This window comes from Novosphingobium sp. ES2-1 (assembly GCF_015169775.1).
Taxonomy (GTDB): Bacteria; Pseudomonadota; Alphaproteobacteria; order Sphingomonadales; family Sphingomonadaceae; genus Novosphingobium; species Novosphingobium subterraneum.
The window spans coordinates 1,795,397-1,821,593 of the sequence record NZ_CP063445.1 but is presented as its reverse complement, the minus strand read 5'-3'; the positions used below and the strand labels follow the sequence as shown (position 1 = coordinate 1,821,593).

General features: G+C 63.5%; 23 protein-coding genes. 10 read left to right on the top strand and 13 right to left on the bottom strand.

Going from position 1 to position 26,197, the window contains the following annotated elements; translation table 11 throughout:
* Window position 1: 1 nt before the first annotated feature.
* Window positions 2–1,006 carry a threonine/serine dehydratase gene (locus IM701_RS08840; RefSeq protein WP_193826707.1) on the bottom strand — a complete coding sequence of 335 codons (1,005 nt, stop codon included), beginning with the start codon at window positions 1,004–1,006 and terminating at the stop codon, window positions 2–4.
* 91 nt (window positions 1,007–1,097) lie between these two features.
* Here IM701_RS08840 and IM701_RS08835 point away from each other — a divergent pair, with 91 nt between their 5' ends.
* From IM701_RS08835 to IM701_RS08820, 4 genes are all read left to right on the top strand, one after another.
* Window positions 1,098–2,303, top strand: a complete 1,206-nt coding sequence (locus IM701_RS08835) for a saccharopine dehydrogenase family protein (RefSeq protein WP_062342074.1) — start codon at window positions 1,098–1,100, stop codon at window positions 2,301–2,303.
* A gap of 108 nt (window positions 2,304–2,411) precedes the next feature.
* Entirely contained in the window at window positions 2,412–3,611 is a 1,200-nt protein-coding gene (locus tag IM701_RS08830) for a carboxynorspermidine decarboxylase (RefSeq protein WP_193826706.1), read from the top strand.
* Window positions 3,612–3,652: 41 nt separating this feature from the next.
* On the top strand, window positions 3,653–4,879 hold the full coding sequence (locus tag IM701_RS08825) for a serine hydrolase (RefSeq protein WP_193826705.1): 1,227 nt from the start codon (window positions 3,653–3,655) through the stop codon (window positions 4,877–4,879).
* A 172-nt stretch (window positions 4,880–5,051) separates the two neighbouring features.
* On the top strand, window positions 5,052–6,275 hold the full coding sequence (locus IM701_RS08820) for a type III PLP-dependent enzyme (RefSeq protein WP_062342033.1): 1,224 nt from the start codon (window positions 5,052–5,054) through the stop codon (window positions 6,273–6,275).
* A gap of 57 nt (window positions 6,276–6,332) precedes the next feature.
* Here IM701_RS08820 and IM701_RS08815 read toward each other — a convergent pair whose 3' ends face one another.
* The 5 genes from IM701_RS08815 to murI all read right to left on the bottom strand — a co-directional run bounded on the left by IM701_RS08815 (window position 6,333) and on the right by murI (window position 10,672).
* Window positions 6,333–6,716, bottom strand: a complete 384-nt coding sequence (locus IM701_RS08815; protein WP_039332029.1) for a YkvA family protein — start codon at window positions 6,714–6,716, stop codon at window positions 6,333–6,335.
* A 37-nt stretch (window positions 6,717–6,753) separates the two neighbouring features.
* Window positions 6,754–7,437 (bottom strand): nitroreductase, encoded by a 684-nt coding sequence (locus IM701_RS08810; protein ID WP_230487630.1) that lies wholly within the window; start codon window positions 7,435–7,437, stop codon window positions 6,754–6,756.
* A 117-nt stretch (window positions 7,438–7,554) separates the two neighbouring features.
* The gene (gene hemA / locus IM701_RS08805; RefSeq protein ID WP_039332033.1) at window positions 7,555–8,775 is read right to left on the bottom strand and encodes a 5-aminolevulinate synthase; all 1,221 of its coding nucleotides are present in this window, start codon (window positions 8,773–8,775) and stop codon (window positions 7,555–7,557) included.
* A gap of 140 nt (window positions 8,776–8,915) precedes the next feature.
* Window positions 8,916–9,833 (bottom strand): MBL fold metallo-hydrolase, encoded by a 918-nt coding sequence (locus tag IM701_RS08800; RefSeq protein ID WP_193826704.1) that lies wholly within the window; start codon window positions 9,831–9,833, stop codon window positions 8,916–8,918.
* A 26-nt stretch (window positions 9,834–9,859) separates the two neighbouring features.
* Window positions 9,860–10,672: a glutamate racemase gene (murI, locus tag IM701_RS08795; RefSeq protein WP_193826703.1), complete on the bottom strand. Its 813-nt coding sequence runs from the start codon at window positions 10,670–10,672 to the stop codon at window positions 9,860–9,862.
* 94 nt (window positions 10,673–10,766) lie between these two features.
* Between murI and plsY the strand changes: the two genes are divergently transcribed.
* The 3 genes from plsY to topA all read left to right on the top strand — a co-directional run bounded on the left by plsY (window position 10,767) and on the right by topA (window position 15,135).
* Complete coding sequence (plsY, locus tag IM701_RS08790) at window positions 10,767–11,336, top strand: glycerol-3-phosphate 1-O-acyltransferase PlsY (protein ID WP_193828395.1); 570 nt, start codon at window positions 10,767–10,769, stop codon at window positions 11,334–11,336.
* Complete coding sequence (gene dprA, locus IM701_RS08785) at window positions 11,333–12,448, top strand: DNA-processing protein DprA (RefSeq protein WP_193826702.1); 1,116 nt, start codon at window positions 11,333–11,335, stop codon at window positions 12,446–12,448. The genes plsY and dprA overlap by 4 nt, the downstream gene beginning before the upstream one ends.
* A gap of 86 nt (window positions 12,449–12,534) precedes the next feature.
* On the top strand, window positions 12,535–15,135 hold the full coding sequence (gene topA / locus IM701_RS08780) for a type I DNA topoisomerase (RefSeq protein ID WP_193826701.1): 2,601 nt from the start codon (window positions 12,535–12,537) through the stop codon (window positions 15,133–15,135).
* Between the two features lie 18 nt (window positions 15,136–15,153).
* Here topA and IM701_RS08775 read toward each other — a convergent pair whose 3' ends face one another.
* The 5 genes from IM701_RS08775 to lepB form a co-directional block, all read right to left on the bottom strand.
* Entirely contained in the window at window positions 15,154–16,704 is a 1,551-nt protein-coding gene (locus IM701_RS08775; RefSeq protein ID WP_193826700.1) for a hypothetical protein, read from the bottom strand.
* A 185-nt stretch (window positions 16,705–16,889) separates the two neighbouring features.
* Window positions 16,890–17,714, bottom strand: a complete 825-nt coding sequence (locus tag IM701_RS08770) for an SGNH/GDSL hydrolase family protein (protein ID WP_193826699.1) — start codon at window positions 17,712–17,714, stop codon at window positions 16,890–16,892.
* Window positions 17,702–18,607, bottom strand: a complete 906-nt coding sequence (gene era, locus IM701_RS08765) for a GTPase Era (RefSeq protein WP_193826698.1) — start codon at window positions 18,605–18,607, stop codon at window positions 17,702–17,704. Before era ends, IM701_RS08770 begins: the two co-directional genes overlap by 13 nt.
* 61 nt (window positions 18,608–18,668) lie before the next feature.
* A complete protein-coding gene (rnc, locus tag IM701_RS08760; protein ID WP_193828394.1) occupies window positions 18,669–19,367 on the bottom strand; it encodes a ribonuclease III in 699 nt (232 codons plus the stop codon).
* Window positions 19,340–20,200, bottom strand: coding sequence for a signal peptidase I (lepB, locus tag IM701_RS08755; protein WP_062342068.1), 861 nt, complete (start codon window positions 20,198–20,200; stop codon window positions 19,340–19,342). The genes rnc and lepB overlap by 28 nt, the downstream gene beginning before the upstream one ends.
* 167 nt (window positions 20,201–20,367) lie before the next feature.
* On the opposite strand from lepB, the gene pgi reads away from it, so the two are divergent.
* From pgi to IM701_RS08740, 3 genes are all read left to right on the top strand, one after another.
* A complete protein-coding gene (gene pgi, locus IM701_RS08750; RefSeq protein ID WP_193826697.1) occupies window positions 20,368–21,891 on the top strand; it encodes a glucose-6-phosphate isomerase in 1,524 nt (507 codons plus the stop codon).
* Window positions 21,892–21,978: 87 nt separating this feature from the next.
* Window positions 21,979–23,349: a glutathione-disulfide reductase gene (gorA, locus tag IM701_RS08745; RefSeq protein ID WP_193826696.1), complete on the top strand. Its 1,371-nt coding sequence runs from the start codon at window positions 21,979–21,981 to the stop codon at window positions 23,347–23,349.
* 174 nt (window positions 23,350–23,523) lie between these two features.
* Window positions 23,524–24,540: an NAD-dependent epimerase/dehydratase family protein gene (locus tag IM701_RS08740; protein ID WP_039332047.1), complete on the top strand. Its 1,017-nt coding sequence runs from the start codon at window positions 23,524–23,526 to the stop codon at window positions 24,538–24,540.
* Here the strand turns inward: IM701_RS08740 and IM701_RS08735 are convergent.
* Together IM701_RS08735 and IM701_RS08730 are read right to left on the bottom strand one after the other, a co-directional pair.
* The gene (locus IM701_RS08735; RefSeq protein ID WP_193826695.1) at window positions 24,537–25,286 is read right to left on the bottom strand and encodes a molybdopterin-binding protein; all 750 of its coding nucleotides are present in this window, start codon (window positions 25,284–25,286) and stop codon (window positions 24,537–24,539) included. The two genes, IM701_RS08740 and IM701_RS08735, sit on opposite strands and share 4 nt — an antisense overlap.
* Window positions 25,283–26,131, bottom strand: coding sequence for a cytochrome b/b6 domain-containing protein (locus tag IM701_RS08730; protein WP_370584299.1), 849 nt, complete (start codon window positions 26,129–26,131; stop codon window positions 25,283–25,285). Before IM701_RS08730 ends, IM701_RS08735 begins: the two co-directional genes overlap by 4 nt.
* Between the last annotated feature and the right edge of the window lie 66 nt (window positions 26,132–26,197).

The window sequence follows — 26,197 nt, the reverse complement described above, 5'->3', positions numbered from 1 at the left end:
CTTATCCGTGGTGCGCAATCACTTGGGCAAAGGCGGCCGGGTCGACGTTGCCGCCCGAGAGCAGAACGGCGGTACGGCCATCTGCTGCCACCTTGCCGGCGAGCAACGCGGCGAGGCCTGCTGCTCCGCCCGGCTCGACGACCAGCCTCAGCTTGCTGAAGGCATAGCGCTGGGCGGCGCGCACTTCCGCTTCGGTTACGCTCAAGCCCCTGAGGCCCCGCGCGGAGAGGACGGCGAAGTTGATGGGGAAGGTGGCGGGCGTCTGCAGCGCGTCGCACGCTGTGGGAGGGGCGTCGCGAGGGACGCGCTGGATCGCGCCACTGACGAGGCTCCGGGCGACATCGTCCCAGCCTTCGGGTTCGACGGGCACGATCTCGGCGTCGGGCAGGGCAAGGGCGAGACCGGCAGCAAGGCCGCCGCCGCCGCAGGGCGTGACGACGCGGGTCGGGCCACCATCGGCGAAACATTCCATCTGCGCGGCCAGTTCGATTCCGGCGCTGCCCTGACCTTCGATCACCCATGGATCGCCAAAGGCATGGACAAGCGTTGCCCCGCTTTGCGCAACAAGTGTAGCGGCCACGGCATCGCGATCCTCGCCGCCGGGCCGATCATAGAGCACGACGTCTGCGCCAAGCTCGCGCGTGGCGGCGAGTTTCACTTGCGGCGCGTCATTGGGCATCACGATCCGGGCCGCAATGCCGAGCCGGCGGGCGGCCCAGGCCACGCCTTGCGCGTGGTTGCCGCTCGATACGGCGATGACGCCGCGGCTGCGCTCGTCATCGGTCAGGTCAGACAGCCGGTGCCACGCGCCGCGAATCTTGAAGGCGCCGACGGGCTGGAGGCATTCGGCCTTGCACCACACGGTTCCGCCATTCGGCAGTTCAAGCGGAAGCAGCGGCGTTTGCGGCAGAAGCTGCGCCATCTTTTCCGCGGCGCGGAGGACCCCTGCGCGGGTGGGAGCGCGCTGATCTGACGAAGCATTCGGGTTAGGACTTGGGTTTGTCATGGCTCTACTCTAAAGGGCCTGCCCATGAATGTCCTGCGCGTTCGATCGAGAGGTCCGGAACGCGACGGGACAAATGGCATTTGGAGCAATCATGGCAAAAGTTCTCGTCATCGGCGCAGGCGGCGTCGGCTCGGTCGCGGTCCACAAGATGGCGATGAATTCCGATATCTTCACCGGCATTGCGCTGGCGAGCCGCACCAAGTCCAAGTGTGATGCCATTGCCGCTTCGGTGAAGGAGCGCACCGGAGTCACGATCGACACCTACCAGATCGACGCGGATGACGTTGCCGCGACCACGGCGCTGATCAACGAGGTCAAGCCCGTCCTCGTCGTCAACCTCGCGCTGCCGTACCAGGATCTCAACATCATGGACGCCTGCCTTGCGGCCGGCGTCAACTACATGGACACCGCGAACTACGAGCCGATCGACGAGGCCAAGTTCGAGTATTCGTGGCAGTGGGCCTATCAGGACAAGTTCAAGGAAGCGGGCCTGATGGCGCTGCTGGGATCGGGCTTCGATCCGGGGGTGACCAGCGTCTTTGCCACCTGGCTGAAGAAGCACAAGCTCGACACGATCCGCACGCTCGACATCCTCGATTGCAATGGCGGCGATCATGGCCAGCACTTTGCCACCAACTTCAATCCGGAAATCAACATCCGCGAAGTGACCGCGCCTGCGCGGCACTACCTCAACGGCGAGTGGGTGGAGACGCCGGCGCTGACCATCCGCCAGCAGTTCGACTTCGAGGAAGTCGGCCCGAAGAACATGTACCTGATGTACCACGAGGAACTCGAAAGCCTCGCGCATCACCTGCCCGAGATCGAGCGCATCCGCTTCTGGATGACGTTCGGCGATGCCTACATCACGCACCTGACCGTGCTGCAGAACGTGGGCATGACCCGGATCGATCCGGTGATCTACGAGGGCAAGGAAATCATCCCGCTGCAGTTCCTCAAGGCGGTGCTGCCCGAACCGGCTTCGCTCGGCCCCACGACCAAGGGCAAGACCAACATCGGCGATATCGCCACGGGCCTGAAGGATGGAGAAGAGAAGACCTTCTACATCTACAACATCTGCGACCACGAGGACGCCTATCGCGAGACCGGCAACCAGGCGGTGAGCTACACCACCGGCGTGCCCGCGATGATCGGCGCGGCGATGATGGTGCAGGGCATCTGGTCGGGCGCCGGCGTGTTCAACATGGAACAGTTCGATCCTGATCCCTACATGGACATGCTCAACAAGCACGGGCTACCGTGGCAGGTGAAGGAACTGGCGGGTCCGCTCGCGTTCTGATCTTTCTGCGTCCCCGCGAAGGTGGGGGCGTTCCACGTCTGATGTCGTGTTGGACGGAATGGGGCCCCCGCCTGCGCGGGGGTCCATTGTTTTGAAGTGAGGCTTAGCATGGAAACCAGAGCGGGCGATCCGGGGGCTTTTGCGCAGTTTGACCTGAACCGGGTGGATAGCCCGGCATTCGTGGTCGATGCGGCGAAGTTGCGGGCCAATCTGGCGGTGCTGGCCGACGTGCGGGACCGCGCCGGGATCAAGGTGCTGGCGGCGCTCAAGGCGTTTTCGATGTGGAAGGTGGCGCCAATCGTCGGGGAGTATCTCGACGGCGTGTGCACGTCCGGCCTGTGGGAAGCCAAGCTGGCGGCCGAGCACTATTCGGGCGAGATCGCGACGTACTGCGCGGCCTACAAAGCTGAGGATCTGCCCGAGATCCTGCGGCTATCGGATCATGTGATCTTCAATTCGCCCGGCCAGCATGCGCGGTTTGCGGGCGAGATCGCGGCAGCGCAGGCTGTCGGAGACAAGTTCGACATCGGCCTGAGGATCAATCCACTGCACGCCGAGGGCGAGGTGCCGCGTTATGACCCTTGCGCGCCGCATTCGCGTCTGGGCTTCCCGGTGGATCAGTTGTTGCCAGAACACCTGGAAGGCGTATCGGGCCTGCATTTCCACACGCTGTGCGAGCAGGATTTCGAGCCATTGAAGCGCACGTGGGAGGCGCTGGAGGCACGGATTGCGCCGTACTTCGGGCAGCTCAAGTGGCTGAACTTCGGCGGCGGCCACCACATCACCCGCGCCGATTACCAGCGTGAGGACCTGATCGCATTCCTGCGTGAGGTGAAGGCGCGCACGGGTTGCGAGATCTATCTGGAGCCGGGCGAGGCCGTGGCGCTGGATGCGGGAATTCTGGTCGGCACCGTACTCGACACGCACTGGAACGGGATGCAGCTTGGGATTACCGACATTTCGGCGACCTGCCACATGCCCGACGTGATCGAGGCACCTTATCGTCCGGCAATGCTGGGCGAACTGCCCATCGACGAGTACGAGGATGGCGGGGAGGGAGGCGCTCCGGTGCGTCTTGGCGGGCCTTCGTGCCTCGCGGGTGATGTGATCGGCGATTACCGCAAGCCCGGGTTGGCGCAGCCGGGCACGCGCTTTGCGTTTCTCGATCAGGCGCATTATTCGATGGTCAAGACCACGACCTTCAACGGCGTGCCACTGCCGTCGATCTGGCTGTGGGACAGCAAGAGCGATGCGCTCGAGAAGGTGCGCGGCTTCACTTACGAGGACTTCCGCGACCGTCTTTCCTGAGGCATGCTGCCTGCTGACAACAATGTTGGCGGGAGAAGGCAATGGCGGGCGATTTGCTCGATGGTGTGACCAGCGATCCGGTGCGCATGGGCTGGATGCAAGGTTCGCCGCCGCCTGCCGACAAGATCCTGCTCGCCTCGCGCGCGGACCACATGCGGTTTCCGATGATCCGCTGGTCCTATTCCAACATGCGCCAGTTCGTGCCCTCGCGACGTGTGGCCGCGGCGGACGAGAGCAAGGCGCTTGAACGGGCAATTGACGAGGGGCTGGGGCAGATCCGTTTCGTACCGCTGAATGCGGATGAGCCGATGTCGCTGGAACAGTCGCTGACGCAGGCCTTCACCGATGGCATTCTGGTCCTGCACCGCGGCAAGGTGGTGTTCGAGCGCTGGTTCGGCGTGACCGGGCCGGAGACGAGGCATATCGCCTTTTCGGTAACCAAGAGCTTCGTCGGAACGCTTGCCGAGATGCTGGTCGAGGAGGGCAGGCTTGATCCTGCGGCGCTGGCGTCGGATTACCTGCCGGAACTGACCGGGAGCGGGTTTGGCGATGCGACGGTGCGCCAGGTGCTGGACATGACCACCGCGCTCGATTTCTCCGAGGATTATGCCGATCCCAACTCTGGCATCGGGGCCTACAGTGCGGCTCTTGGGCTGACGCCGAGGCCGGTGGACTATGCCGGGCCGATTGATCTTGCGTCGTACCTGCCCCGCATCGGCAAGGCGGGGCAGCACGGGACAGGCTTCACCTATCGCACGCCCAATACCGAAGTGCTGGCGTGGATGATTGCGCGGATCGAGCGGAAGCACTTTGCCGAGGTGCTGTCGGAGCGGATCTGGCGGCCGCTGGGCATGCGGGGCGATGCCGACCTCATCGTGGATCAGGCGGGAACGGCCTTTGCCGGTGGCGGGCTGAACCTGAGGCTGGAGGACCTGGCGCGGTTTGGTGAGGCGATGCGCCTTGGCGGGCTGGGGGTCATTCCCGAAGCCGTGGTGCAGCGGGCGACGCATGGCGGAGAGCCGGCGCATTTCGACCGCAACCGCTATCCGCAACTGCCGGGTTGGAGCTATGGCAGCCAGTGGTGGATCAGCAACAACAACCGCGGCTGCTTCTCCGCGCGGGGCATCCACGGGCAGACTCTGTGGGTCGATCCTGCAGCGGAAATGACGGTGGCACGATTCGCATCGCACCCCACAGCTGCCAATGGCGCCAACGATCCGCTGTCACTCCCGGCATGGGCTGCACTGGCCGAAGCATTAAGTTCCTGATTTTTCGCGATCTGTCTGGATTTGTTTCATTTTCCTGACAGGACTTTTGGGCAGCGTTATTTTCACTTGAGATTCATGCGCAGGGCCTTATTTACCCCCCTCTCGCTGCCCCATGGGGACTTCCAAACCGCAAGGCAGCTTCGTTCAACGTTCCGTTTGGGGGTCCCTTGAGTTGCACATCCATCCTGACGCACTGGCTGTAGTTCGCGCCTCCGCGCCTGAACAACCCGCCATTTTGAACCGTCCGCACGCCGCCGCGCGCGCTGCCCGCTTCTTCGTCGAGAAGTTTCCGGGCAAGTCGCTGTATGCGGTGAAGGCGAATCCGTCGGCCGATCTGATCCGCATCCTGTGGGATTCGGGCGTAACGCACTATGACGTCGCCTCGATCGCGGAAGTGCGCCTGGTGCGCGAGACGCTGCCCGAGGCAGTGCTGTGCTTCATGCATCCGGTGAAGGCTCCGGCTGCGATCCGCGAAGCCTATCACACCTATGGCGTGCGAGTGTTCAGCCTCGATTCGATCGAGGAGCTGGAGAAGATCAAGGCTGCGACGGCAGACTCGGAGGGCAACGTGCCCGAAGACCTGACGCTGTGCGTGCGCCTGCGCGTTTCGTCGGAATACTCGGAGCTGAGCCTCGCCTCGAAGTTCGGCTGCGATCTGGCCAATGCGGCAGAACTGCTCCAGGCGACCCGCCAGGTGGCGGACTCGCTGGGCGTGTGCTTCCATGTCGGCAGCCAGTCGATGAGCCCGCATGCCTATGTGCAGGCGTTGGAGCGTGTGCGTGCCGCGATCGTCGATGCTTCGGTCCTTGTCGACATCATCGACGTGGGCGGTGGCTTCCCCTCGATCTACCCGGGCATGGAACCGCCGCCGCTCGAAGACTACTTCGGCGTGATCGACCGTACCTATGAATCGCTGCCGGTTTCCTACTCGGCCGAACTGTGGTGCGAGCCGGGCCGTGCGCTGTGCGCGGAATACAACTCGATGATCGTGCGCGTCGAACGTCGCCGCGGCGCCGAGCTGTACATCAACGATGGCGCTTATGGCGCGCTGTTCGACGCGGCCCATGTCGGTTGGCGCTTCCCGGTGCGCGTGCTGCGCGACGAGGTGGCGAACGATGTCGACACCGAGATCGAGCTGGAGCCGTTCAGCTTCTATGGCCCGACCTGCGACGACATGGACCACATGGAAGGTCCGTTCGAACTGCCGGTGGACATGAAGGTTGGCGATTACATCGAGATCGGCATGCTCGGCGCCTATGGCGCGGCAATGAAGACCGCGTTCAACGGCTTCGGCGCCACGGAAGTGTTCGAAGTGACTGACGAGCCGATGTCGAGCCAGTATCGGGGCGATCGTCGCGATCCGCGCGTTTCGGACAACGTGGTCTCCCTGCGCTGATTGCCGGCGCGATTGAGCAAACAACGAAGGCCCCGCCGCGAGGTGGGGCCTTTCTCGTTACGGCTGTGCGAAGACGGCGCGATAGATGACTGCCGCGGCAACCAGCCACAGTACCATGACAGCGATGAGCCCGCCGGTTGAGCGTGGCTTGCCGACTGCGCTGGCACGTTCGCGCAGGTCCTGCATGAGCGGTGCGGGGATCATCCTGACGGCAAGCGCGATGCCAAGCGGCACGAGGATCACGTCGTCAAGATAGCCGAGGATCGGGATGAAATCGGGGATGAGGTCAATAGGGGACAGGGCATAGGCGGCGATGATGGCGGCGGCGACTTTAGCTGCAACCGGCACGCGCGGATCGCGCGCGGCAAGCCACAGGGCCACCACATCACACTTGATGCGCCGGGCCCATGCCTTGAGATCCTGGAGTGCCTTTACTGCCACCAGCTCGAAGTAGGAGCGCGGGCCGCGGTTACAAGCTTCAGTCGAAGCCGACGAACCGGGCGGCTTCCTCCACGCTCTTGCGTTTGCTGACGACTGCATTGGCGGGGAATTCAGGATCGGGCCAGCCCAGCGCGACCGCTTTCATGATGACCTGATCGTCAGGGATGCCGGCATGTTCGCGCACGACCGGGGATTGCATGATGCCTTGCGAGTTGATGACGCAGCCGAGGCCGCGCGACCATGCCGCGTTGACGAGTGCGGTGGTTACGGCGCCGCAGTCAAACGCAGTATCGTCGCTGCCGGATAGCTCACGGTCATACGTGACGATAACGCAGACCGGTGCGTCGAACTGGCGGAAGCCGCGCAGCACCCAGTCCTGGCGCGCGGGCGCATCGTCGCGGGCAATGCCCATGGCGCCGAACAGCTGCTTGGCAACTTCGACCTGCCGGTCACGATGAACGCCGGCGAAGGGATTGCCCTTGCGGAACTCGCGGCTGTCAGGCTCGCCTGCGAGGATGCGCTCGGTATTGCCCTGGCGAATTTGGTTGAGCGGTTCGCCAGTGACGACATGGAAGTGCCAAGGCTGGGTGTTCATCGAACTGGGAGCGCGCATCGCCAGCGCAAGGATTTCCTCGATCAACACGCGCGGCACCGGCTTGTCGAGATAGCCGCGGATCGACCGGCGACCAAGGACCACTTCGTCGTAGGACAGAACCGACATGCACTCTCCCGGTCTTTAATTGATCGGTTAAGGTTAGCGCCGGGGGCAGGAAAGGCAAGCCCAACGAAAAAGCCCTCCCGGTTGGGGAGGGCTTTTTGACTTGCAGAAGCGCAAAGATCAGGCCGCCTTCTGGATTTCCATTTCCATGCGCTGCCAGATCTCCACCAGCGCCTCGGTCAGCTCGTCCATCATCGCCTCGGTGTGCGAAGGGCCGGGGGTGAAGCGCAGGCGCTCCGTGCCGCGGGGGACGGTGGGGAAGTTGATCGGCTGGACGTAGACGCCGTATTCGGCGAGCAGGATGTCGCTGATCTTCTTGGCACGGACCGGATCGCCGACCATCAGCGGCACGATATGCGTGGTCGATGGCATGACCGGAAGGCCCGCGTCGGCAAAAGCCTTCTTCAGATAAGCTGCAGCGGCCTGCTGGCCTTCGCGTTCCTCGCTCGACGCCTTGAGGTGGCGGACCGAGGCGAGGACGCCTGCGACCAGCACCGGGGAAAGCGAGGTGGTGAAGATGAAGCCGGGGGCATAGGAGCGGATCACATCGATGATCTTGCGATCAGCCGCAATGTAGCCGCCCATGACGCCGAAGGCCTTGCCCAGCGTACCCTCGATGATGTCGATGCGGTGGGCAGCTTCGTCACGATCGGTGATGCCGCCGCCGCGCGGACCGTACATGCCGACAGCGTGGACCTCATCGATGTAGGTCAGTGCGTTGTACTTCTCGGCAAGGTCGCAGATCGCGTGGATCGGGGCGACGTCACCGTCCATCGAATAGACCGATTCGAAAGCGATCAGCTTGGGCAGGGCGGGGTCCGTCTCTGCCAGAAGCTGTTCGAGATGCTCGACGTCGTTGTGACGGAACACCTTCTTTTCCGCGCCCGAATTGCGGATGCCCGCGATCATCGAAGCGTGGTTCAGCTCGTCCGAGAAGATCACGCAGCCGGGCAGGATCTTCGCCAGCGTGGACAGCGTGGCGTCGTTCGAGACATAGCCCGAGGTGAACAGCAGCGCGCCTTCCTTGCCGTGCAGGTCGGCCAGCTCTTCCTCAAGCTGGATGTGGTAGTGCGTGTTGCCACCGATGTTGCGCGTGCCGCCCGAGCCGGCGCCGACATTGTGCAGCGCCTCTTCCATCGCCTCGATCACCTTGGGGTGCTGGCCCATGGCGAGGTAATCGTTCGAGCACCACACCGTGATCGGCTTCGGGCCATTGTGTCCGGCAAAGCAGCGCGCATTGGGATAGGCGCCCTTGTTGCGCAGGATGTCGATGAAGACGCGGTAGCGACCTTCGGAGTGCAGACGCTCGATCGCAGAATCAAAAACCTGATCGTAATTCACCCCGCCGCTCCTTCCTGCAACGAAAGCGCATCCGCGCTCCCGAGGCCCGATCCCGTTGGGCCACCGGCGAATGGGCGGCTTCTACGCCTGTTCAAAACGCATTGCCAGCCTCATTTGGCATAACTGCCCGAAAGTCGGAGCTATTTGGTTGTCCTGGCCTTACGTAGTTCCGGCGCAAGCGTGATCCCATACTCCGGCCCCTTGGCCATCACCCATTCGGCGTCGTGGGAAGGGACGATCACGAGGTCTTCATGTTCTTTCTTCAGAGCCTTCAACCCCTTCAGCCAGCCCATGACGGAGGAGCGGTCCTCAGGCACCAGCCAGTCCGCCAGGAGGCGCGAACGCGGCGTTGGAATCTCGACATTGGCGGCGAGCGACGCGGTGTCTCCGGCGAAAATGTATTCCCGGCCCGAGGCGAGACGCACGTAGATCATTTCCGAGGCCGGAGTGTGCCCCGGGGTCTGGATCAGCACCACGCCCGGGGCAACTGCCTCGATCGCGGCGAACTTGCGCGGGGCGTGGAGCAGCCGGGCATTCTCGCGCCAGAGTGCGTTGATATTGCCCATCATGCCTTCGGAAACGACGGCTTTTCCTTCGATGCTCTTGAAGCGGGGGTGATCGAGAAATCCACCCACATGATCGATGTGCGCATGCGTGAACAGGATCATCGCAGCACGATCCATCCACCCGTTCACCAACTGCTGTGCCCGGGGCCTGTATACCTCGAAGCCCATGCTGCGGGCGTCGTCTCCCGAGATGCCCGGATCGATCACGATGCTGCCCTCGGGAGTCTCGATCCGCCATGCCGTGATGGCGCTGGTGATCTGTCGCAGGCCCGTGCCGGCAGCCAGCGCGGCACCGGGAACATCGCGCATTGCCACTGTGGCAAAGGTGATGGCCGTGGGCTTGTCGCCCTTCATGGCATCGGCCGCCTTGCGCAGTGCACCAAGGTCAATCCTGCGTGCCGGCACTTGCGGTCCGGCGTTCACCAGAAGCCAGTAATAGGCAAAGCCCAGAACTGCCAGCAGCACGATCATGAACTTGGAAATCTTGCCCAAGGCCTGTCCTCCCGGTCGTGCCTGCGTCAAAACGTCTCTATCCGATCAAGCCCGTGCCGCGCCAGAGCCTGACGCAGGGCTGCCACGTCTTCGCCATCGCGGGTGAACAGGGCAAGATCCGGCCCGGCGCGATGCCATGACTGGCCCTGCGTCAGGTAGGCAATGCGGCGGGCGATGCCATCCGAACCGTCCACGAATTGAACGCCAGGCCCGAAGGCCTCGGCAAGTTCATCCTGCACCAGTGGAAAATGCGTGCAGGCCAGCACGACGGTATCGATCCGGTCGCCGCCGGGCATCTCTTTCAGCGCTCGTGCGGCGCGGCGGTAGATGGCCGGATCGACCGTCTCGCCGCGCAGCTTGGCCTCCGCTGCAGCGACCAGTTCGGGCGCGCCATGGCGCAGGAGCAGCTTGTCGCTGGCGAACTCTGCCTCCAGTCGATCGACATAGGCCTGCCGGATCGTGGCAGCCGTGCCGAGCAGGCCGATGACGCCGGTTTTGGTCATGGCCGCAGCGGGCTTGATCGCCGGCACGGTGCCGACGATGGGCACTTCCAGTACCTCGCGCACGGCGGCCAGCGCAATGGTCGAAGCGGTGTTGCAGGCGATGCACACCAGCCTCGGGCGGAGGCGCTCGGTCAGCCTGCCGAGCAGCCCGGAGACCCGCGCCGCGATCTGGGCCTCGGTCTTGTCGCCATAGGGCAGACCGGCATTGTCTGCGACGTAGATCACCGGCGCAGCGGGCAGGACGCTCCGCACCTTCTTCAGCACGGAAAGCCCGCCCACGCCCGAATCGAACAGGAGCAGCGGCGCGGCGGCATCGGGTTGGGGAGAAGCGGTCATCTGGCGGGCTTGTATCGGGAATGGCGATAAAATGGAAAGTGGCCTCTTTCGCTTTTGTGGAGGGACAGGATATGAGCGGGGCGTGGAAACGCTCATGCCCCTGCTCGTCGGCTATCTGCTTGGCTCCGTGCCTTTCGGCCTCGTCCTTACGCGATTGACCGGGGGTGGCGATCTGCGCGCCATCGGTTCAGGGAACATCGGGGCGACGAACGTGCTGCGCACCGGCAAGAAAGGCGTCGCCGCAGCAACGCTCCTGCTCGACATGGGCAAGGGGCTGGCGGCGGTGCTGCTGGCTCGCCATCTCTGGCCGGGAAGCGAGCCGCTGGCAGCGCTTGCCGCCGTGCTCGGCCATTGCTTCCCGGTCTGGTTGAAGTTCAAGGGCGGCAAGGGCGTGGCGACGATGATGGGCGTGTCGCTGGGGCTCGCCTGGCCTATCGGCCTTGCTTATGCAGTGGTCTGGCTCGGCGTGCTCTTCGCCAGCCGCATCTCGTCGCTGGGCGGGATGAGCGCCGCTTTGGCTGCTCCGGCTGCAGCGCTGCTTCTGGGCTACACCGCGTACGCTCCCGTCCTGGCGCTGCTGGCGCTGCTTGTCCTGTTTTTGCACCGCGAGAACATTGCCCGCCTCCGCGCCGGGACCGAGCCCAGGGTCGGCAGCAAGAAGTGAGCGCGGCGGCTGAAGCCACCCTCTCTCGCGACGAGGCCTTCGCCCGCATCCGCCTGCTGCGTTCGCCCAATATCGGACCGGTCAGCTACACCCAGTTGCTGCGCCGCTTCGGCACGGCCAGCGCCGCACTAGAGGCTTTGCCTGATCTGGCAGCGCGGGGCGGGGCGCCCTACCGTCCGGCTGCCATCGACCGTGTTGAGCGCGAGATCGCTTCGGTGCGCAAGGCCGGAGCCCGCTACCTGTTCCATGGCGGGCCGGATTATCCCGTTCTGTTGGCCGAGCTCGAAAGCCCCCCGCCAATCCTGACGGTCCGGGGAGACGTGGCGCTGCTGCAGCGGCCTTCGATTGCCGTGGTCGGGGCGCGCAATGCCTCGGCCGCCGCGGTGAAGCTATCGCGCGACTTTGCCACTGCTCTGGCCGGCCAAGGGTACGCCGTGATCTCCGGGCTGGCGCGCGGGATCGATGCGGCAGCCCATCGCGGCGCGCTGGCAGGCATGGAGCATGGCGGCGGTACGGTCGGCGTGATCGCCAGCGGGATCGACATCAGCTATCCGCCCGAGAACGCCGAGCTGCAGGAACAGGTGGCCTGTGAGGGGCTGCTCATCGCGGAAATGCCGCCGGGCACCGAACCGCTCGCCCGCCACTTTCCGCATCGCAATCGCATCATCGCCGGGCTGGCCACCGGGACACTGGTGGTGGAAGCCGCGCCGAAATCCGGATCGTTGATCACGGCGCGACTGGCGGCAGAGGCGGGGCGCGAGGTCATGGCCATTCCCGGATCACCGCTGGACAGCCGTTCGCACGGCTGCAACCAGCTGATCCGGGAAGGGGCCATTCTGGTGCAAAGGCCTGAAGATGTGGTGGAACTGCTGGTCGGCTTTACCGGACAGCCGCGTTCGAGCTTCCGCGAACACGCGCCCGATTACGACAACCCCCTGGACGATGACAGGGCCGACATTGCAGCGATGCTGACACTTGCCCCGGTGGCGGTTGATGAACTCATCCGCCAGAGCGGTGCCAGCGCCGGGGCCGTCCAAATGGCATTGCTCGAACTGGAACTGTCGGGCAGGCTGGTCCGTCACGCAGCAGGGCGGGTAAGCCTAATGTCCTGAGCCTTGCCCAACCATCCGCTTGACGAACCGCGAAGCCAATCCCCACCCTCGCGCGTACGTACACGTAAGGACTGCTTTTCATCGCCATGCAGCTTGTCATTGTTGAATCCCCGGCCAAGGCCAAGACCATCGAGAAGTACCTCGGCCCCGGCTTCAAGGTTCTCGCCTCCTACGGTCATATCCGCGATCTTCCGGTAAAGGATGGCTCTGTCCGTCCCGACGAGGACTTCGCGATGGATTGGGAACTCTACGGGGACAAGCAGTCCCGTGTGAAAGCCATCACCGATGCGGCCAAGGACGCCGATCGCCTTATCCTGGCGACCGACCCTGATCGTGAAGGCGAGGCAATTTCCTGGCATGTCAGGGAGTTGCTGAAGAAACGTAAGGCACTTCCGAAGGAAGTGGAGCGGGTTACCTTCAATGCAATCACCAAGCAGACGGTGACCGATGCGATGAAGCGCCCGCGCGAGCTCGACCAGGACCTGATCGATGCCTACCTCGCCCGCCGCGCGCTCGATTACCTGTTCGGCTTCACGCTTTCGCCGGTGCTGTGGCGCAAGCTGCCCGGCGCGAAGTCGGCAGGGCGCGTGCAGTCGGTGGCCCTGCGCCTCATCGTCGAGCGCGAGCGCGAGATCGAGGTTTTCAAGGCGCAGGAATACTGGTCGGTCATTGCTCGGCTCGAGCAGGGCGGGACGGAATTTGCCGCACGGCTCGTCAAGTTCGATGGCCAGAAGCTCGACAAGCTGACGTTGGGTGACGAAGGGGCCGCGATGAAGGCCAAGGCCGTGGTCGAGGCTGGCACGTTCCGCGTCGAGGACGTCGAGACGAAGCCGACGCGCCGCAATCCCTATCCGCCGTTCACCACATCGACCTTGCAGCAGGAAGCCGCGCGCAAGCTCGGCTTCTCGGCCAGCCACACCATGCGTGTGGCGCAGACGCTGTATGAAGCGGGCGCGATCACCTACATGCGTACCGATGGCGTGCAGATGGACCCGAGCGCGATTTCGGCGGCGCGCAAGGCGATCTCGGACCGGTATGACGGGCATTACCTTCCCGAAAAACCCCGTCATTACGAGACGAAGGCGAAGAATGCTCAGGAAGCGCATGAAGCCATCCGGCCAACCGACTTTTCGAAGGATCGCTATGGTTCGGGCGACGAGGCGCGCCTTTACGACCTGATCTACAAGCGGGCGATGGCGAGCCAGATGGCCTCTGCCAATATTGAACGGACCAGCGTGACGCTGCGCGACGGGACCGGCAAGCACGAGCTGCGCGCGACGGGGCAGGTGGTGAAGTTCCCCGGCTTCCTTGCCGTCTACGAAGAAGGCCGCGACCAGAAGGCCGATGGCGATGACGAGGATGGGAGCCTGCTGCCTTCGCTCAACAAGGGCGACACGCCGGCCAAGCGCGGTGTCGATGCAACGCAGCACTTTACCCAGCCGCCGCCGCGCTATTCGGAAGCCAGCCTGGTGAAGCGCCTAGAGGAACTGGGCATTGGCCGGCCCTCGACGTATGCCGCGACGCTGCAGGTGCTCAAGGACCGGAACTACGTTCGGACCGAGAAAAACCGTTTCTTCGCAGAGGAATCGGGCCGACTTTTGACATCGTTTCTTGAACGCTTCTTCACCCGCTACGTGGCTTACGAGTTCACTGCGGGCATGGAAGAGGAGCTTGACGATGTGTCGGGCGGGCGTGCCGAATGGAAGAAGGTGCTTGCCGAGTTCTGGCGCGACTTCAAGCCCAAGTCCGACGAGGTGATGGAGAAGAAGCCGAGCGAGGTGACGGCCGAGCTGGACGAATTCCTTTCCGACTACCTCTTCCCGCCGCGCGAGGACGGCAGCGATCCGCGGCTTTGTCCCAAGTGCGAGGCGGGACGCCTTTCGCTGCGCGGTGGACGTTACGGGGCGTTCGTCGCCTGCTCGAACTATCCGGAGTGCAAGTACACCCGCAAGTTTGCGCAGCCCGGCGGATCAGACGGTGACGGTGGCGAGGACGGCGTTCTGGGCAAGGATCCTGAGACCGGACTTGAAGTCGTGCGCAAGGCTGGCCGCTTCGGTCCCTACATCCAGTTGGGTGAGGGCAAGGAGGCCAAGCGTGCGTCGATCCCCAAGGACATTGGCGAACTCGATCTGGAGTGGGCGCTCAAGCTGCTGTCTCTGCCGCGTGAGGTGGGCAAGCATCCTGAAAGCGGCAATCCGATCACGGCGAGCATTGGCCGCTACGGGCCCTATCTCGCACATGACGGCAAGTACGCGAGGCTGAAGTCAACAAGCGAAGTGTTCGAGACCGGAATGAATGCTGCCGTCATGCATCTCGCTGCGGCAGCAGCGGGCGCGGGTGCGCGTGGGGGCCGGACGGCAGCCGAACCGCTCAAGGTTTTTGGTGCACACCCGACGTCTGGCGGTGAGATCAAGCTGATGGCGGGGCGCTATGGTCCCTATGTCACCGATGGCACCACCAATGCGACTTTGCCGAAGGACAAGCAGCCCGAAGCCCTGACGCTGGAAGAGGCGATCACCCTGATCGACGAGCGGGCTGCCAAGGGCCCGGCCAAGGGCAAGAAGGGCGCGAAGAAGGCCCCGGCCAAGAAGGCGGCCCCAAAGAAGGACGCGCCGAAAAAGGAAGCGGCCAAGAAGCCAGCGGCAAAGAAAGCGCCGGCGAAGAAGGTTGCGAAAAGCGCCGAGTAAGCTTTCTACCGGTCGCGCTTAACGGCGCGGCCGGTAGAGCCAGTATTCCTTGTTGCCCAGAGGTACACGGGCATAGCGTTCATACTTGCGGGCGAGTTCCGTCTGTATCATGCGCCGCGTGTCCATGTTTGGCAGGTAAAGCTTCTTGTTCAGGCCGCGCATCACGATCACGCCGGGCTTGCTGGCCAGGATTTGCGCGAGTTCGGCGGAAGGATCGACCCCGATTGCGGGGGCTTCGACATAAGTATTGAGGTGGTTGGGGAAGATCCACCGTGTCGGCAGGCAGGTGTTGGTCGTCCGATAGAACGCCATCTCGCCTTCGTAGATATATAGGCAGCCCGCGTGCAGTTCCTGGGCGATTGCCGCGTTCATCGCTTGGTACTGCCTGGAAGTTCCGTGCTGATTAAGCTGATAGAGCATCACCACCACGCCAGCGATTGCGCCAAATCCGAGCAGCAGGCGGCCATACCACCGCTCACCTGGCGTCGCACGCGCCAAGGCCGGAGCGGCCAGGACCGCAAGCGGCATGAGCACGGGCGATACGTAATGGTCGTACCACGTGCCGAAAGCGAGAAACCCGGTGCAGGCTGCCATACCCCAGAGAGCGAGCACGCGGTGGCCGACCAGGTTGGCCCCGGCCAACGTATCGAACATCCTGGGTGCTCTGAAGATCGCCAGCCAGAACGGCGTCAGGACCACGACTTCCTTGAGCAGGCGCCAGTACGATACCCAGCCATCCGAGCCGCGATCAAAGATCGAGACGAAATTTGCATAGATGAAGGCATCGAGCTGTCCGATTCCGGCATACCAGGCCATCGCGGCAAGCGTCGGCAAGAGTGCGACGCCAATCCAGAGCAGGCCGGTTGCAGCCAGGCGCTTGAACGACCAGACATCGGCAAAGCCGCGCGCCAGCAGGATCAGGCCGAACGCGGCACCTTCGAATATCACCGTGTACTTGATCTGGATGGCAAGCCCCAGCAGCAGCATGACGAGGCAGCCCCGCCAGATCAGCGGGGGGTGCTCAGGGCGCTTGACGCTGTCGACCACACCCCATGCCGCCATGGCGACGAGCAGGTTGTAGAAGACCGGCGCCTGTCCCATGCCGGCATTGAAGATCGGCATGAACAGGACGTAGGCGGCACCAGCCTGCCACGCGGCCCTTGGAGAGGCAATTTCGCGCGCCAACCGGGTCAGGACCATGGCCGTCAGCGTGAAGCTGATGCCTGCGCCGACCTGATAGGCAATCACAGGATCGAACGGTAGCGAAGCCAGCGCTTCGTAAAGCAGGAAGAGGCCGATCGGCTTGCGGTCCCAGATGTCGACATAGGGCACCGCCCCATCGCGCATGCGTTCCGCGACGAACAGGTAGAACTGCTCGTCGATATGGACCACCGGATTGCCGAAGAGAAAACTGCGCGTGACCATGAAGATCAGGGCGAACCCGGCGGCCTCTAGCAGCCAGGCGGGCAATACCTTGGGCCTGCGCAAGTTCCTGATGGCGGATGGGAAAGACCGGCCGGGCAGCGCGCCTACTGTGGCCGCTGCCAAAACGCCGCCAGTTTCGTTCATGCTCGCACTCCGTCCACCATTGCACCCGGGACGTTAACGGGCGAGCTGCCCGTTCCCTTCGCGCGGGCGACGCTAGGGGGCAAACGTCAATTGTCGATGTCAATTCCGTGCTGCAGTGCAACAAAGCCAGAGAACGGCGACAAACTGCCCTGTGCGGCCGACGAACCGTTAGTAACGATCGCCGGTCAGCGCAGAAACCGGGCCAGACCCTCAGCTGCGGCCTCATGACCGGCGCGGTTGGGATGGATCGGGATGCCGTCCCCCGACGGCGCATTGAGGCCGTTGCTCCAGGGATTGGCCGAGCAGGGTGCGTGATCTTTCGACATCGCAGAGAAACGGAAGAGTTCGGCGCCTTCCTCACGCGCGACCTTGGCAGTCAGCTTGGCGAGACGCTTCGCCGCGTGGCGGCTCTGGTTCATCCGCTCGACACTGATCGGAAGGGAGGCGCATGTACCCCTGGGAGGCAGGACAGTGATGTAGTCGACGAAGACAACGCGTGCTTCCGGAGCCCGCTGGCGCACTTCGCGGACGATGCGGCGCATGCGCTCCTCGTCGGCCTTCCACACGTCCTCGCCGATGTCGCGCCACTTCTGGCAGCGCGCATCCGGTGTCGGCATCAGCTCGCACGCTGCGGCAAAGATGTTGCCGACGAAGTTCACGTCGTTGCCGCCGATGGTTACAGTGACAAGCCGGACATCGGCGGTAACGCTCTCGATCTGCGCCGGTATTTCCTTCCACGGGCCGAGGACGTGTTCGGTTGTTGCGCCGCTGCAAGTGGCGTCAACCAGCGAAAGCTTCAGCCTTGTCGCCAGCAGGTTGGGATAGTTCAGGGTTCCCCGGCCACAGCGATCCGGCGTGCCGGGCGTGTTGGGGCCAACGCCCGGGCCGGCCGCGAAAGAACTGCCCAGCGCCACATACTGCGCGCCTTCCGGAAGCGGGGCGGGTCCGGCAAGAGCTGGGTTGGCAACAAGCGCAAGCGCTGCAAGAGCAAGCCGCATCACTTTACCCATTCGAGTCCGATTTCCTCGTAGATTTCCTTGGCGTCGGCCCAACGCTCGTCGACCTTCACGTGAAGGAAGAGATGCACCTTGGTGTCCAGCAGTTGCGCCAGTTCCTTGCGCGCCGCTTCACCGATTGCCTTGATCTTCGCGCCGCCCTTGCCCAGCACGATCGCGCGCTGGGTTTCGCGGGCGATCACGATCTGCTGGTGGATCTCTACCGAGCCATCCTTTCGCTGGATATACTTCTCCGGCCGCACGGTGCTGTCATAGGGCAGCTCGTCGTGAAGCTGGCGATAGAGCTGCTCGCGGGTAATCTCTGCAGCCATCAGGCGTTCGCTGGCATCCGACACCTGGTCTTCGGGATAATGCCACGCGCCTTCGGGCATGAGTGCGGCAAGGCGCTGCTTGAGTTCGGGCACGCCATCGCCGGTGAGCGCGGAGACGAAGAACACCTCATCGAACTCGGCTTCCTGGGTCAGCGCCTCGGCCATGACCAGCAGCGGTTCCTTTGGCGTGGAGTCCACCTTGTTCAGCACCAGGAGCTTGCGTTCCGGTCGCCCTTTGAGTGTTTCGAGAATGGGTTCGAGATAGTCGCGCTTCTTCTTGCGGGCGTCGACCACCAGCAGGATCGCGTCGGCTTCCTGCGCGCCGTCCCATGCCGCGCTGACCATTGCGCGGTCGAGGCGGCGACGTGGTTCGAACAGGCCGGGCGTATCGGCCAGGATGATCTGCGCCTTGTCCTCGCCGATGTCCGCAAGGGCAATGCCCATGAGGCGCGCGCGCGTGGTCTGCGCCTTGGGTGATACGATCGCAACTTTCTGGCCGACGAGGGCATTGACGAGGGTCGACTTGCCGGCGTTAGGTGCGCCGAGGACGGCCACGAGGCCACATTTTTCGGTCATTATTCCAGTTCTTCAGAAGAGTTGCGGCCATCTTAGGCCAAATGGGCGCGCGCCGCTAGATTTAGCCGAAATCCTGCATGAAGGCGCGGGCGGCGGAGGTTTCGGCCTCCTGCTTGCTGCTGCCGCTGGCGCTGGCCGTGCCGACGCCCTTCACTTCGACCGAGACCGTGAACCGGGCCGCATGATCGGGTCCTTCGCGCGCGACCAGAGTGTAGACCGGGGGCTTGCGGCGGTTGCCTGCTGCCCATTCCTGCAGAGCAGCCTTGGGATGCTTGCGCTGGCCGGTCCCTGTGGCCATCGGCTTGTCCCACACCCTGCGCACGAAAGCGCGTGCGGCATCGAACCCGCGTTCGACGAAGAGAGCGCCGATCAGCGCTTCCATCACGTCGCCCAGGATGTTGTCGCTCTGCGTCCCGCCATCATCGCGCGCCTGCTTGCCGAGCCGGATGTGGCTGGGGAGGGCAATATGGCGTGCAACATCGGCGCAGGTTTCGCGGCTGACCAGGGCGTTGAGCCGCTGCGAGAGCTTGCCTTCGGCGGCATCGCTCTTTTCATGCAGCCACTCGGCAATGGCAAGGCCCAGCACCCTGTCGCCAAGAAACTCCAGGCGCTGGTAATCGCGTGCCTCGCCCATCGAGCCATGGGTGAGGGCTTCGGTCCACAGATCGACGCGTGTCGGTGCCCCCCCGGTAAGGTCCGTAAGGTAGCCCAGCGTTTCAGGCGGCAGCGCGCTCAGAACGTGCCCCCGATGCGGTTCCAGCGCGCCGCGGTGAACCAGGTCCAGGGCAGGAACCAGTTGGCGCTGCCATCGGTGGACCACATCATCACCGTCGCGCGGCCAACGAGGTTCTCCTGAGGGACAAGGCCGATGCCGCCGCCTTCCATTGCCGGGAAGCGGCTGTCCATCGAGTTGTCGCGGTTGTCGCCCATCATGAACAACTGGCCCTCTGGCACCACGACCGGCACGGTGTTGTCGGCATCACGCTGGCCAAGGTCGAGCACGTTGTAGCTCTTGCCGTTCGGCAGCGTCTCGCGGAATTGCGGGTAATGGCAGGTCTGGCTGCCATCAGCTTCGGTCACGACAAATTCGGCCGAGAGGCAATCGGTGTTGGGGCTGACGGGGATGACGAAATCCTCAACCTTCACCTTGGGCACGGCCTGTCCGTTCAGGTGCAGCACGCCGTCGATCATCTGTACGGTATCGCCGGGCAGGCCGATCACGCGCTTGATGTAGTCGACATCATTGCCGGGAGGCGCCTTGAAGATGGCAATATCGCCACGTTCTGGCTGGCTGGCGAAAATGCGCTTGGGCAGCAGGGGCGCGCTGAACGGCAGCGAGTAGCTGCTGTAGCCGTAGGGCCATTTGGCGGCGAGGAGATAGTCACCATTCTCGAGCCGCGGCAACATCGATTCCGACGGGATGTTGAACGGCGAGAAGATAAAGCTGCGGAAGATCGCGACGACGATCACCAGCTTGATCAGGAAGACAGGGAAGCTGTCCTCCTTCTTTTCCTTCTTCGGTTTGGCCGGTGCAGGTGCGGGCGCGGCCGGCTCTACCGGAGTGGGGCTGCTGGCTTCGGGCGTGTCGTTCATCGTCGCGGTCATGTTGCCAGCAAGGCCCTTCGTCAAGTGTGTTGTTTGTATAATACAGCGGCGAAATACGTCTGCGCAGCTTGCGCGGCGATGAACAGCGCGCTTGGCGCGGCGTCCCCGAGAGGGCATTAGGGCTATTACGCAGTTGCGAAAGGATGAGGTTGGACATGTCGGAAGGCGACGCACATCAATTTTGGACGGCACTGGAGAAGTTGCCGCGGCCAACCCTGAAGACTCTGTTTTCCGACGCTGCGCGGCTAACACGCTATTCGACCACGCTGGATCTGCCCGGCGGCCCGGTGATCTTCGACTGGTCCAAGACGCACCTTTCGCCGGAAGTCGAAGCCTTGTTCGGCTCGGTTGCAGCCGCGAAGGACCTTGAGGAGCAGCGCGATGCGCTGATTGCGGGCGAAAAGATCAACAACACCGAAGGCCGCGCTGCCGAGCACACCGCGCAACGCGGGGTCGGCAAGGACACCAGTGTCGAGGAGGCCGAGGCGTTGCATGCCCGAATGCGGATGCTCGTCGAAGCCATCCACGAAGGCGCGCTGGGCGAAGTGAAGAGCCTGATCCACATCGGCATCGGGGGATCGGCGCTTGGGCCGGCGCTGGCAATCGATGCTCTGACCCGCGAAGGGGCGAAGGTTGCCGTTCATGTCGTTTCCAACATCGACGGCTGTGCGCTTGAGGCTGCGATCAAGGCCTGCGATCCCGAGACGACGCTGATTGCCGTGGCCTCCAAGACTTTCACGACGACCGAGACCATGACCAATGCGCATTCGGCGCTGGAGTGGTTGCGTGAGGGCGGTGTCGCCGATCCCTACGGACGCGTGATTGCGCTCACTGCATCTCCCGAAAAGGCAGTCGAATGGGGCGTGGATGAAACCCGCGTACTGCCGTTTTCGGAAACGGTGGGCGGACGCTATTCGCTGTGGTCATCGATCGGCTTCCCGGTGGCCATGGCACTGGGCTGGGAAGGCTTTGCCGAGTTCCTCGATGGCGCTGCAGCGATCGACCGGCACTTCATCGACGCCGACCTTGCCGAGAACATCGTGGTGCGCGCGGCCTTCGCCGACCTTTATTACACGCAGGTTCGAGGCTGCCAGACGCGCGCGGTATTCGCCTATGACGAGCGGCTGAAGCTGCTGCCCGACTATCTCCAGCAACTCGAAATGGAATCGAACGGCAAGAGCGTGCTCGCCGATGGCTCTCCTCTGACCCGCGCCAGCGCGCCGGTAACGTGGGGCGGCGTCGGCACCGATGCGCAGCATGCGGTGTTTCAGCTGCTCCATCAGGGCACGCACCTGATCCCCGTGGACTTCCTTGCCGTGAAAACGCCTGGTCACGATCTTGACCCGGCCCACCATGAGATTCTCCTGTCGAACTGCTTTGCCCAAGGGGCGGCGCTGATGGCGGGCAAGGCGTCTGACGACGGTGCCCGTGCCTATCCCGGCGACCGGCCTTCGGCGACGATCCTGTGCGATGACCTGAACCCTGCCACGCTGGGCGCGCTGATCGCGTTCCACGAGCACCGCACGTTCGTTTCGGCCGCAATGCTGGGAATCAACCCGTTCGACCAGTTCGGCGTCGAGCTGGGCAAGGCGATTGCAAAGCAGATCGAGGCTGGCGGCGGCGCTGGCTTCGATCCGTCGACGGAAGCACTTCTCTCCGCTGCAGGAATTGGCGGCTGATAGTTTGCAAGGCTAACAATATCGCCTAAATGCCTCTGGTCTTGGCCGAGACCAGAGGCCATATGCGCTTCACCAACAGGAGTGCATATGGCTGAGCAGGTTTCCGGGCAGGACTTCGACTACGATCTCTTCGTGATTGGTGCAGGATCGGGCGGTGTGCGCGCCAGCCGCATTGCCGCGAGCCATGGCGCGCGGGTGGCGGTGGCTGAGGAATACCGCGTCGGCGGCACCTGCGTGATCCGCGGCTGCGTGCCCAAGAAGCTGCTGGTCTATGGATCGCATTTCGCCGAGGAACTGCAGGACGCGGCCAACTACGGCTGGACAGTCGAGAAGATGACGTTCGACTGGCCGACGTTACGTGACGCCGTGCTCCGGGATGTCGACCGGCTCAACACGGCCTACACCAACACGCTGGAGACCAACAAGGTCGAACGCTTCCTTGAGCGCGCAGAGGTGGCGGGGCCGCACAGCGTGCGGCTGGCGTCGGGCAGGGAAATCAGCGCGAAGTACATCCTGATCGCAACCGGCGCCTGGCCGGTGATGCCCGAATTTCCGGGTAGCGAGCACTGCATTACCTCGAACGAGGTTTTCCATCTCGAGAAGTTACCCAAGCGCGTCGTAATCTCTGGCGCTGGCTATATCGCGATGGAATTCGCCGGGATTTTCAATGCGCTGGGCTGTCACGTAACGGTGGTCAATCGCAGCGAGACGATCCTGCGCGGGTACGATGAATCCCTCCGGGACCGCCTGCTCCAGATAACCATGGCCCGCGGGATCGAATACAAATTCAATTGCCCGTTCGATCGGGTGGAGAAGCGGGACGATGGATCGTTCGACGTCTATGTCGGCAAGCAACCCGATCCGATCCACGCCGACGTGGTGCTGGTGGCGACCGGCCGTCGGCCCAAGACCGATGGCCTTGGCCTGGAAAACGCCGGAATTACATTGGGTTCGACGGGCGAGATTCCGGTCGACGATCATGGCAGGACTGCGTGCGACAGCATCTATGCCGTGGGTGACGTAACGAACCGCGTGCAGCTTACGCCTATCGCGATCCGCGAGGGCCAGGCCTTTGCCGACCGCGTGTTCGGCGGCAAAGACACTTCGGTGAGCTATGATGCCATCCCCAGCGCGGTGTTTTCGCAGCCACCGCTGGCGGGCGTGGGCCTGACAGAAAGTCAGGCGCGTCAAGCATTTGGCAGCAATATCAAGGTCTACTCGTCCGACTTCCGCCCGATGAAGAACATCTTCGGGCATCGGCCTGAGCGCGGGCTTTACAAGATGATCGTCGATGCCTCGACCGAGAAGGTGCTGGGCATTCACATGATCGGGCCGGACAGCCCGGAGATCCTTCAGGCGGCGGCGATTGCGGTGAAGGCGGGGCTGACCAAGGCTGACTTTGATGCGACGGTGGCTTTGCACCCGTCAATGGCGGAAGAGCTTGTTCTGATGCGATAATCCGGAGAATTGCCCGTTTTCCAACTCTCGCAGGCAAACGGGCAACTCCCACCTGACTCTCCCGCAACTCTGCCGAACGCAGGGCCTACTGCCGCAGGCTGAACCGTAGCGATTTGCAACCGGACGCCCCCGCGCTATCCTCTCCTCAAATCGATCGATGGGGAGAGCGGAAAAATGGCGGGCACGGTCCTCGTATCGGGTGGCAGCGGCTACATCGCCGGGTTCCTCATCCGCCAGCTTCTGGCCGAGGGGTGGACAGTCCACGCCACGGTCCGTTCCCTGTCGCGCGAGGCGCAATTGCGGCCGCTCCTTGGCGGGACCGCTGAGACGTTGCGGTTCTTCGCCGCGGACCTCACGGCCGATGCCGGGTGGGCCGAGGCGATGGCCGGGTGCAGCCACGTGGCGCATGTCGCCTCACCGTTCCGGGCCGATGCGCCACGACATGAGGACGAGCTGATCATCCCGGCGCGCGAGGGGGTGTTGCGTGCGTTACGTTACGCACGGGACGCCGGGGTGACGCGGTTCGTGCAGACCTCGTCGGTAGCCGCGATTGCCTATGGCCATGGCAAGGGGGTGTTCGAGTTCACCGAGCGGGACTGGACCAACCTGGATGGGGCGGATGTCTACGCGTACGTGAAGTCCAAGACCATTGCTGAACGCGCGGCGCGGGACTGGGTGGCCTCGGAAGGCGGGGGAATGGAGTTCGTCTCGGTCAATCCGGCGGCCGTGCTGGGGCCGGTGTGGTCCGGCGACTTCTCGCCATCGATCGAGGTCGTGCGGCAACTGCTGTCGGGCGCCCTGCCGGGGTGCCCGGACTTGGGTTTCGGGATCGTCGATGTGCGTGACGTTGCGGACCTTCATGTGCGGGCATTGACCGCGCCGGGAATCGCGGGCGAGCGTTTCATTGCCTCGGGTCCGTTCCTTAAGATCGCCGACGTGGCCAAGGTGCTCAAGGCAAACCTGGGGCCGCAGGCGCGCAAGGTGCCGACGCGCAAGCTGCCCGACTGGCTGGTGCGGACGGTTGCGCTGTTCAACCCGGTGATCCGTCAAGTAACGGGCGAGCTTGGCAATGTGCGTGGCGCAAGTTCGGACCATGCCCGGTCGCGGCTGGGCTGGACCATCCGGCCGGTGGAGGACTCCATTCTCGATTGCGCTCGCAGCTTGATCGAGCGGGGTGTGGTGAAGGTCTAGATCCCGGCGAACCACTGGTAGCCGGAATGGTCCTCCCAGTAGCCGCCTCCGCCACCGTGGATGCCGGCAAGAGTTTCGACCGCTTCGATCCGCATGACGTACTTGGCGTGCTTGTAGCCGAGCGCACGTTCGACGCGCAGGCGGATCGGGGCGCCGTGGCCGACCGGAAGGGGCTGGCGGTTCATCGTGTGGGCGAGGATCGTCTGCGGGTGCATGGCGTCGATCAGGTCGATGCTCTCATAGTAGGGAATTCCTGAGAAATCATCTGCACAATGGAAGACAATGTATTGAGCAGTTGAGGAAATCTGCGCGTGACGCAGCAGCAGGCTGAGCGGCACGCCAGTCCATTCGCCGATCGCGCTCCATCCCTCGACGCAATCGTGCCGGGTGATCTGGGTACGCTGCGGTGCGGCTTTCAATTGGGCGAGAGTGAGGCTGAACGGGCGGGCGACCTTGCCGCCGATTTCTAGCTTCCAGTCGGCGAAGTTGCTGGCCATGTGGGCCTGATATTCCGCTGAAGCGGGCAAGCGATTGCCGTTCATGCGGAACCTGGGCGAGAGATCGGCGCGGGTGAATTCCGGCGCGAGGGCATTGCGATCCGTCACCAGGCGCTGGCCGGACAGCGTGGCTTTCTCACCTAATGTCAGGACCTTGCGGACAGTCGGGGACGCGGTGATCTTCTCGCACCCGGCCAGAAGCAGACCGCTGGCACCGACGATGGCGTTGCGTCGCGTGACAAGGGTCATGGACGTTCCTTTCGCGGTGTGGGGAGCCGATACCATCCGGTGACGATCGAGCGAAGTTCGTTGAATGGACCGGCCAGCAAAACCATGAGAAGATGGATGAGTATGAACGCCAAAAAGCCTGTCGCACAAAGGAAATGTATCGATCGCGCCGACTGCCTGCCGCCGAAGATATCGAGCAACCACGGGAAGGCAGCATTCAGCGTGGGCGACATGGTCATTCCAGTGAGCACGACCAGCGGGATCAGCACGAAGATGACGCCAAGGTAAGCGATCTTCTGCAAGGGGTTGTAGGCTTTGGCCGCTTCGCCGGTGGGAAAGCGCAGGCGGGCATGCTCCTTGATGTCGTGCCACAGATGCGCGAGCTTGCGCTCTTCAGGTTTTAGGGCAAGATCGCGTGACAAGTGTTTTGAAAACAATGCATAAATGACGAAGAGGGTAAGAGATATTACCAGCACCCATGCGAAGAAGAAGTGCCATTGGCGACCTTCGGCCAAGCTGTAGTAATTGGGGATCGTGACGAGAGGCGGAAAAGCCCGGGTCGAGTGTTCCGTCCATCCCAGGAAGCCGGTCGTATCGAACTGGAGGTTTCCGAGGCGCAGGAAGCCTTGCTGGCCTTGTCGCCCGATCTCCAGCCATGGCGTTTCGAAGGTGGCGCCGTACTTGCCCCAGTAGAGGCGGGGGTGAGCGTTGAAGATCGTCGCCCCGCTCATCAGCATGGCGAAGATCGTGACCGCGTTGGTCCAGTGCCAGATCCTGACCGGCAACCGCGTGCGATAAACCAGAGGCTGCGACTGCGCCGCGGGGCTTGGGTCCTGTGACGTAACGATTGCTGGCGCGGCATCCACGGCGGGGTTCCTGCTCCTGTCCTGTGGTCAGAGTGCCACATTCAGCAGCGCGGAAAAAGCCTCTGG

Excerpts from the sequence above, each read along its gene's own strand:
- IM701_RS08840 (WP_193826707.1), bottom strand. The coding sequence starts at position 1,006 with ATGACAAACCCAAGTCCTAACCCGAATGCTTCGTCAGATCAGCGCGCT.
- IM701_RS08835 (WP_062342074.1), top strand. The coding sequence starts at position 1,098 with ATGGCAAAAGTTCTCGTCATCGGCGCAGGCGGCGTCGGCTCGGTCGCG.
- IM701_RS08830 (WP_193826706.1), top strand. The coding sequence starts at position 2,412 with ATGGAAACCAGAGCGGGCGATCCGGGGGCTTTTGCGCAGTTTGACCTG.
- IM701_RS08825 (WP_193826705.1), top strand. The coding sequence starts at position 3,653 with ATGGCGGGCGATTTGCTCGATGGTGTGACCAGCGATCCGGTGCGCATG.
- IM701_RS08810 (WP_230487630.1), bottom strand. The coding sequence starts at position 7,437 with ATGTCGGTTCTGTCCTACGACGAAGTGGTCCTTGGTCGCCGGTCGATC.
- murI (WP_193826703.1), bottom strand. The coding sequence starts at position 10,672 with ATGACCGCTTCTCCCCAACCCGATGCCGCCGCGCCGCTGCTCCTGTTC.
- plsY (WP_193828395.1), top strand. The coding sequence starts at position 10,767 with ATGCCCCTGCTCGTCGGCTATCTGCTTGGCTCCGTGCCTTTCGGCCTC.
- topA (WP_193826701.1), top strand. The coding sequence starts at position 12,535 with ATGCAGCTTGTCATTGTTGAATCCCCGGCCAAGGCCAAGACCATCGAG.
- IM701_RS08775 (WP_193826700.1), bottom strand. The coding sequence starts at position 16,704 with ATGAACGAAACTGGCGGCGTTTTGGCAGCGGCCACAGTAGGCGCGCTG.
- IM701_RS08770 (WP_193826699.1), bottom strand. The coding sequence starts at position 17,714 with ATGGGTAAAGTGATGCGGCTTGCTCTTGCAGCGCTTGCGCTTGTTGCC.
- era (WP_193826698.1), bottom strand. The coding sequence starts at position 18,607 with ATGACCGAAAAATGTGGCCTCGTGGCCGTCCTCGGCGCACCTAACGCC.
- lepB (WP_062342068.1), bottom strand. The coding sequence starts at position 20,200 with ATGAACGACACGCCCGAAGCCAGCAGCCCCACTCCGGTAGAGCCGGCC.
- pgi (WP_193826697.1), top strand. The coding sequence starts at position 20,368 with ATGTCGGAAGGCGACGCACATCAATTTTGGACGGCACTGGAGAAGTTG.
- gorA (WP_193826696.1), top strand. The coding sequence starts at position 21,979 with ATGGCTGAGCAGGTTTCCGGGCAGGACTTCGACTACGATCTCTTCGTG.
- IM701_RS08740 (WP_039332047.1), top strand. The coding sequence starts at position 23,524 with ATGGCGGGCACGGTCCTCGTATCGGGTGGCAGCGGCTACATCGCCGGG.
- IM701_RS08735 (WP_193826695.1), bottom strand. The coding sequence starts at position 25,286 with ATGACCCTTGTCACGCGACGCAACGCCATCGTCGGTGCCAGCGGTCTG.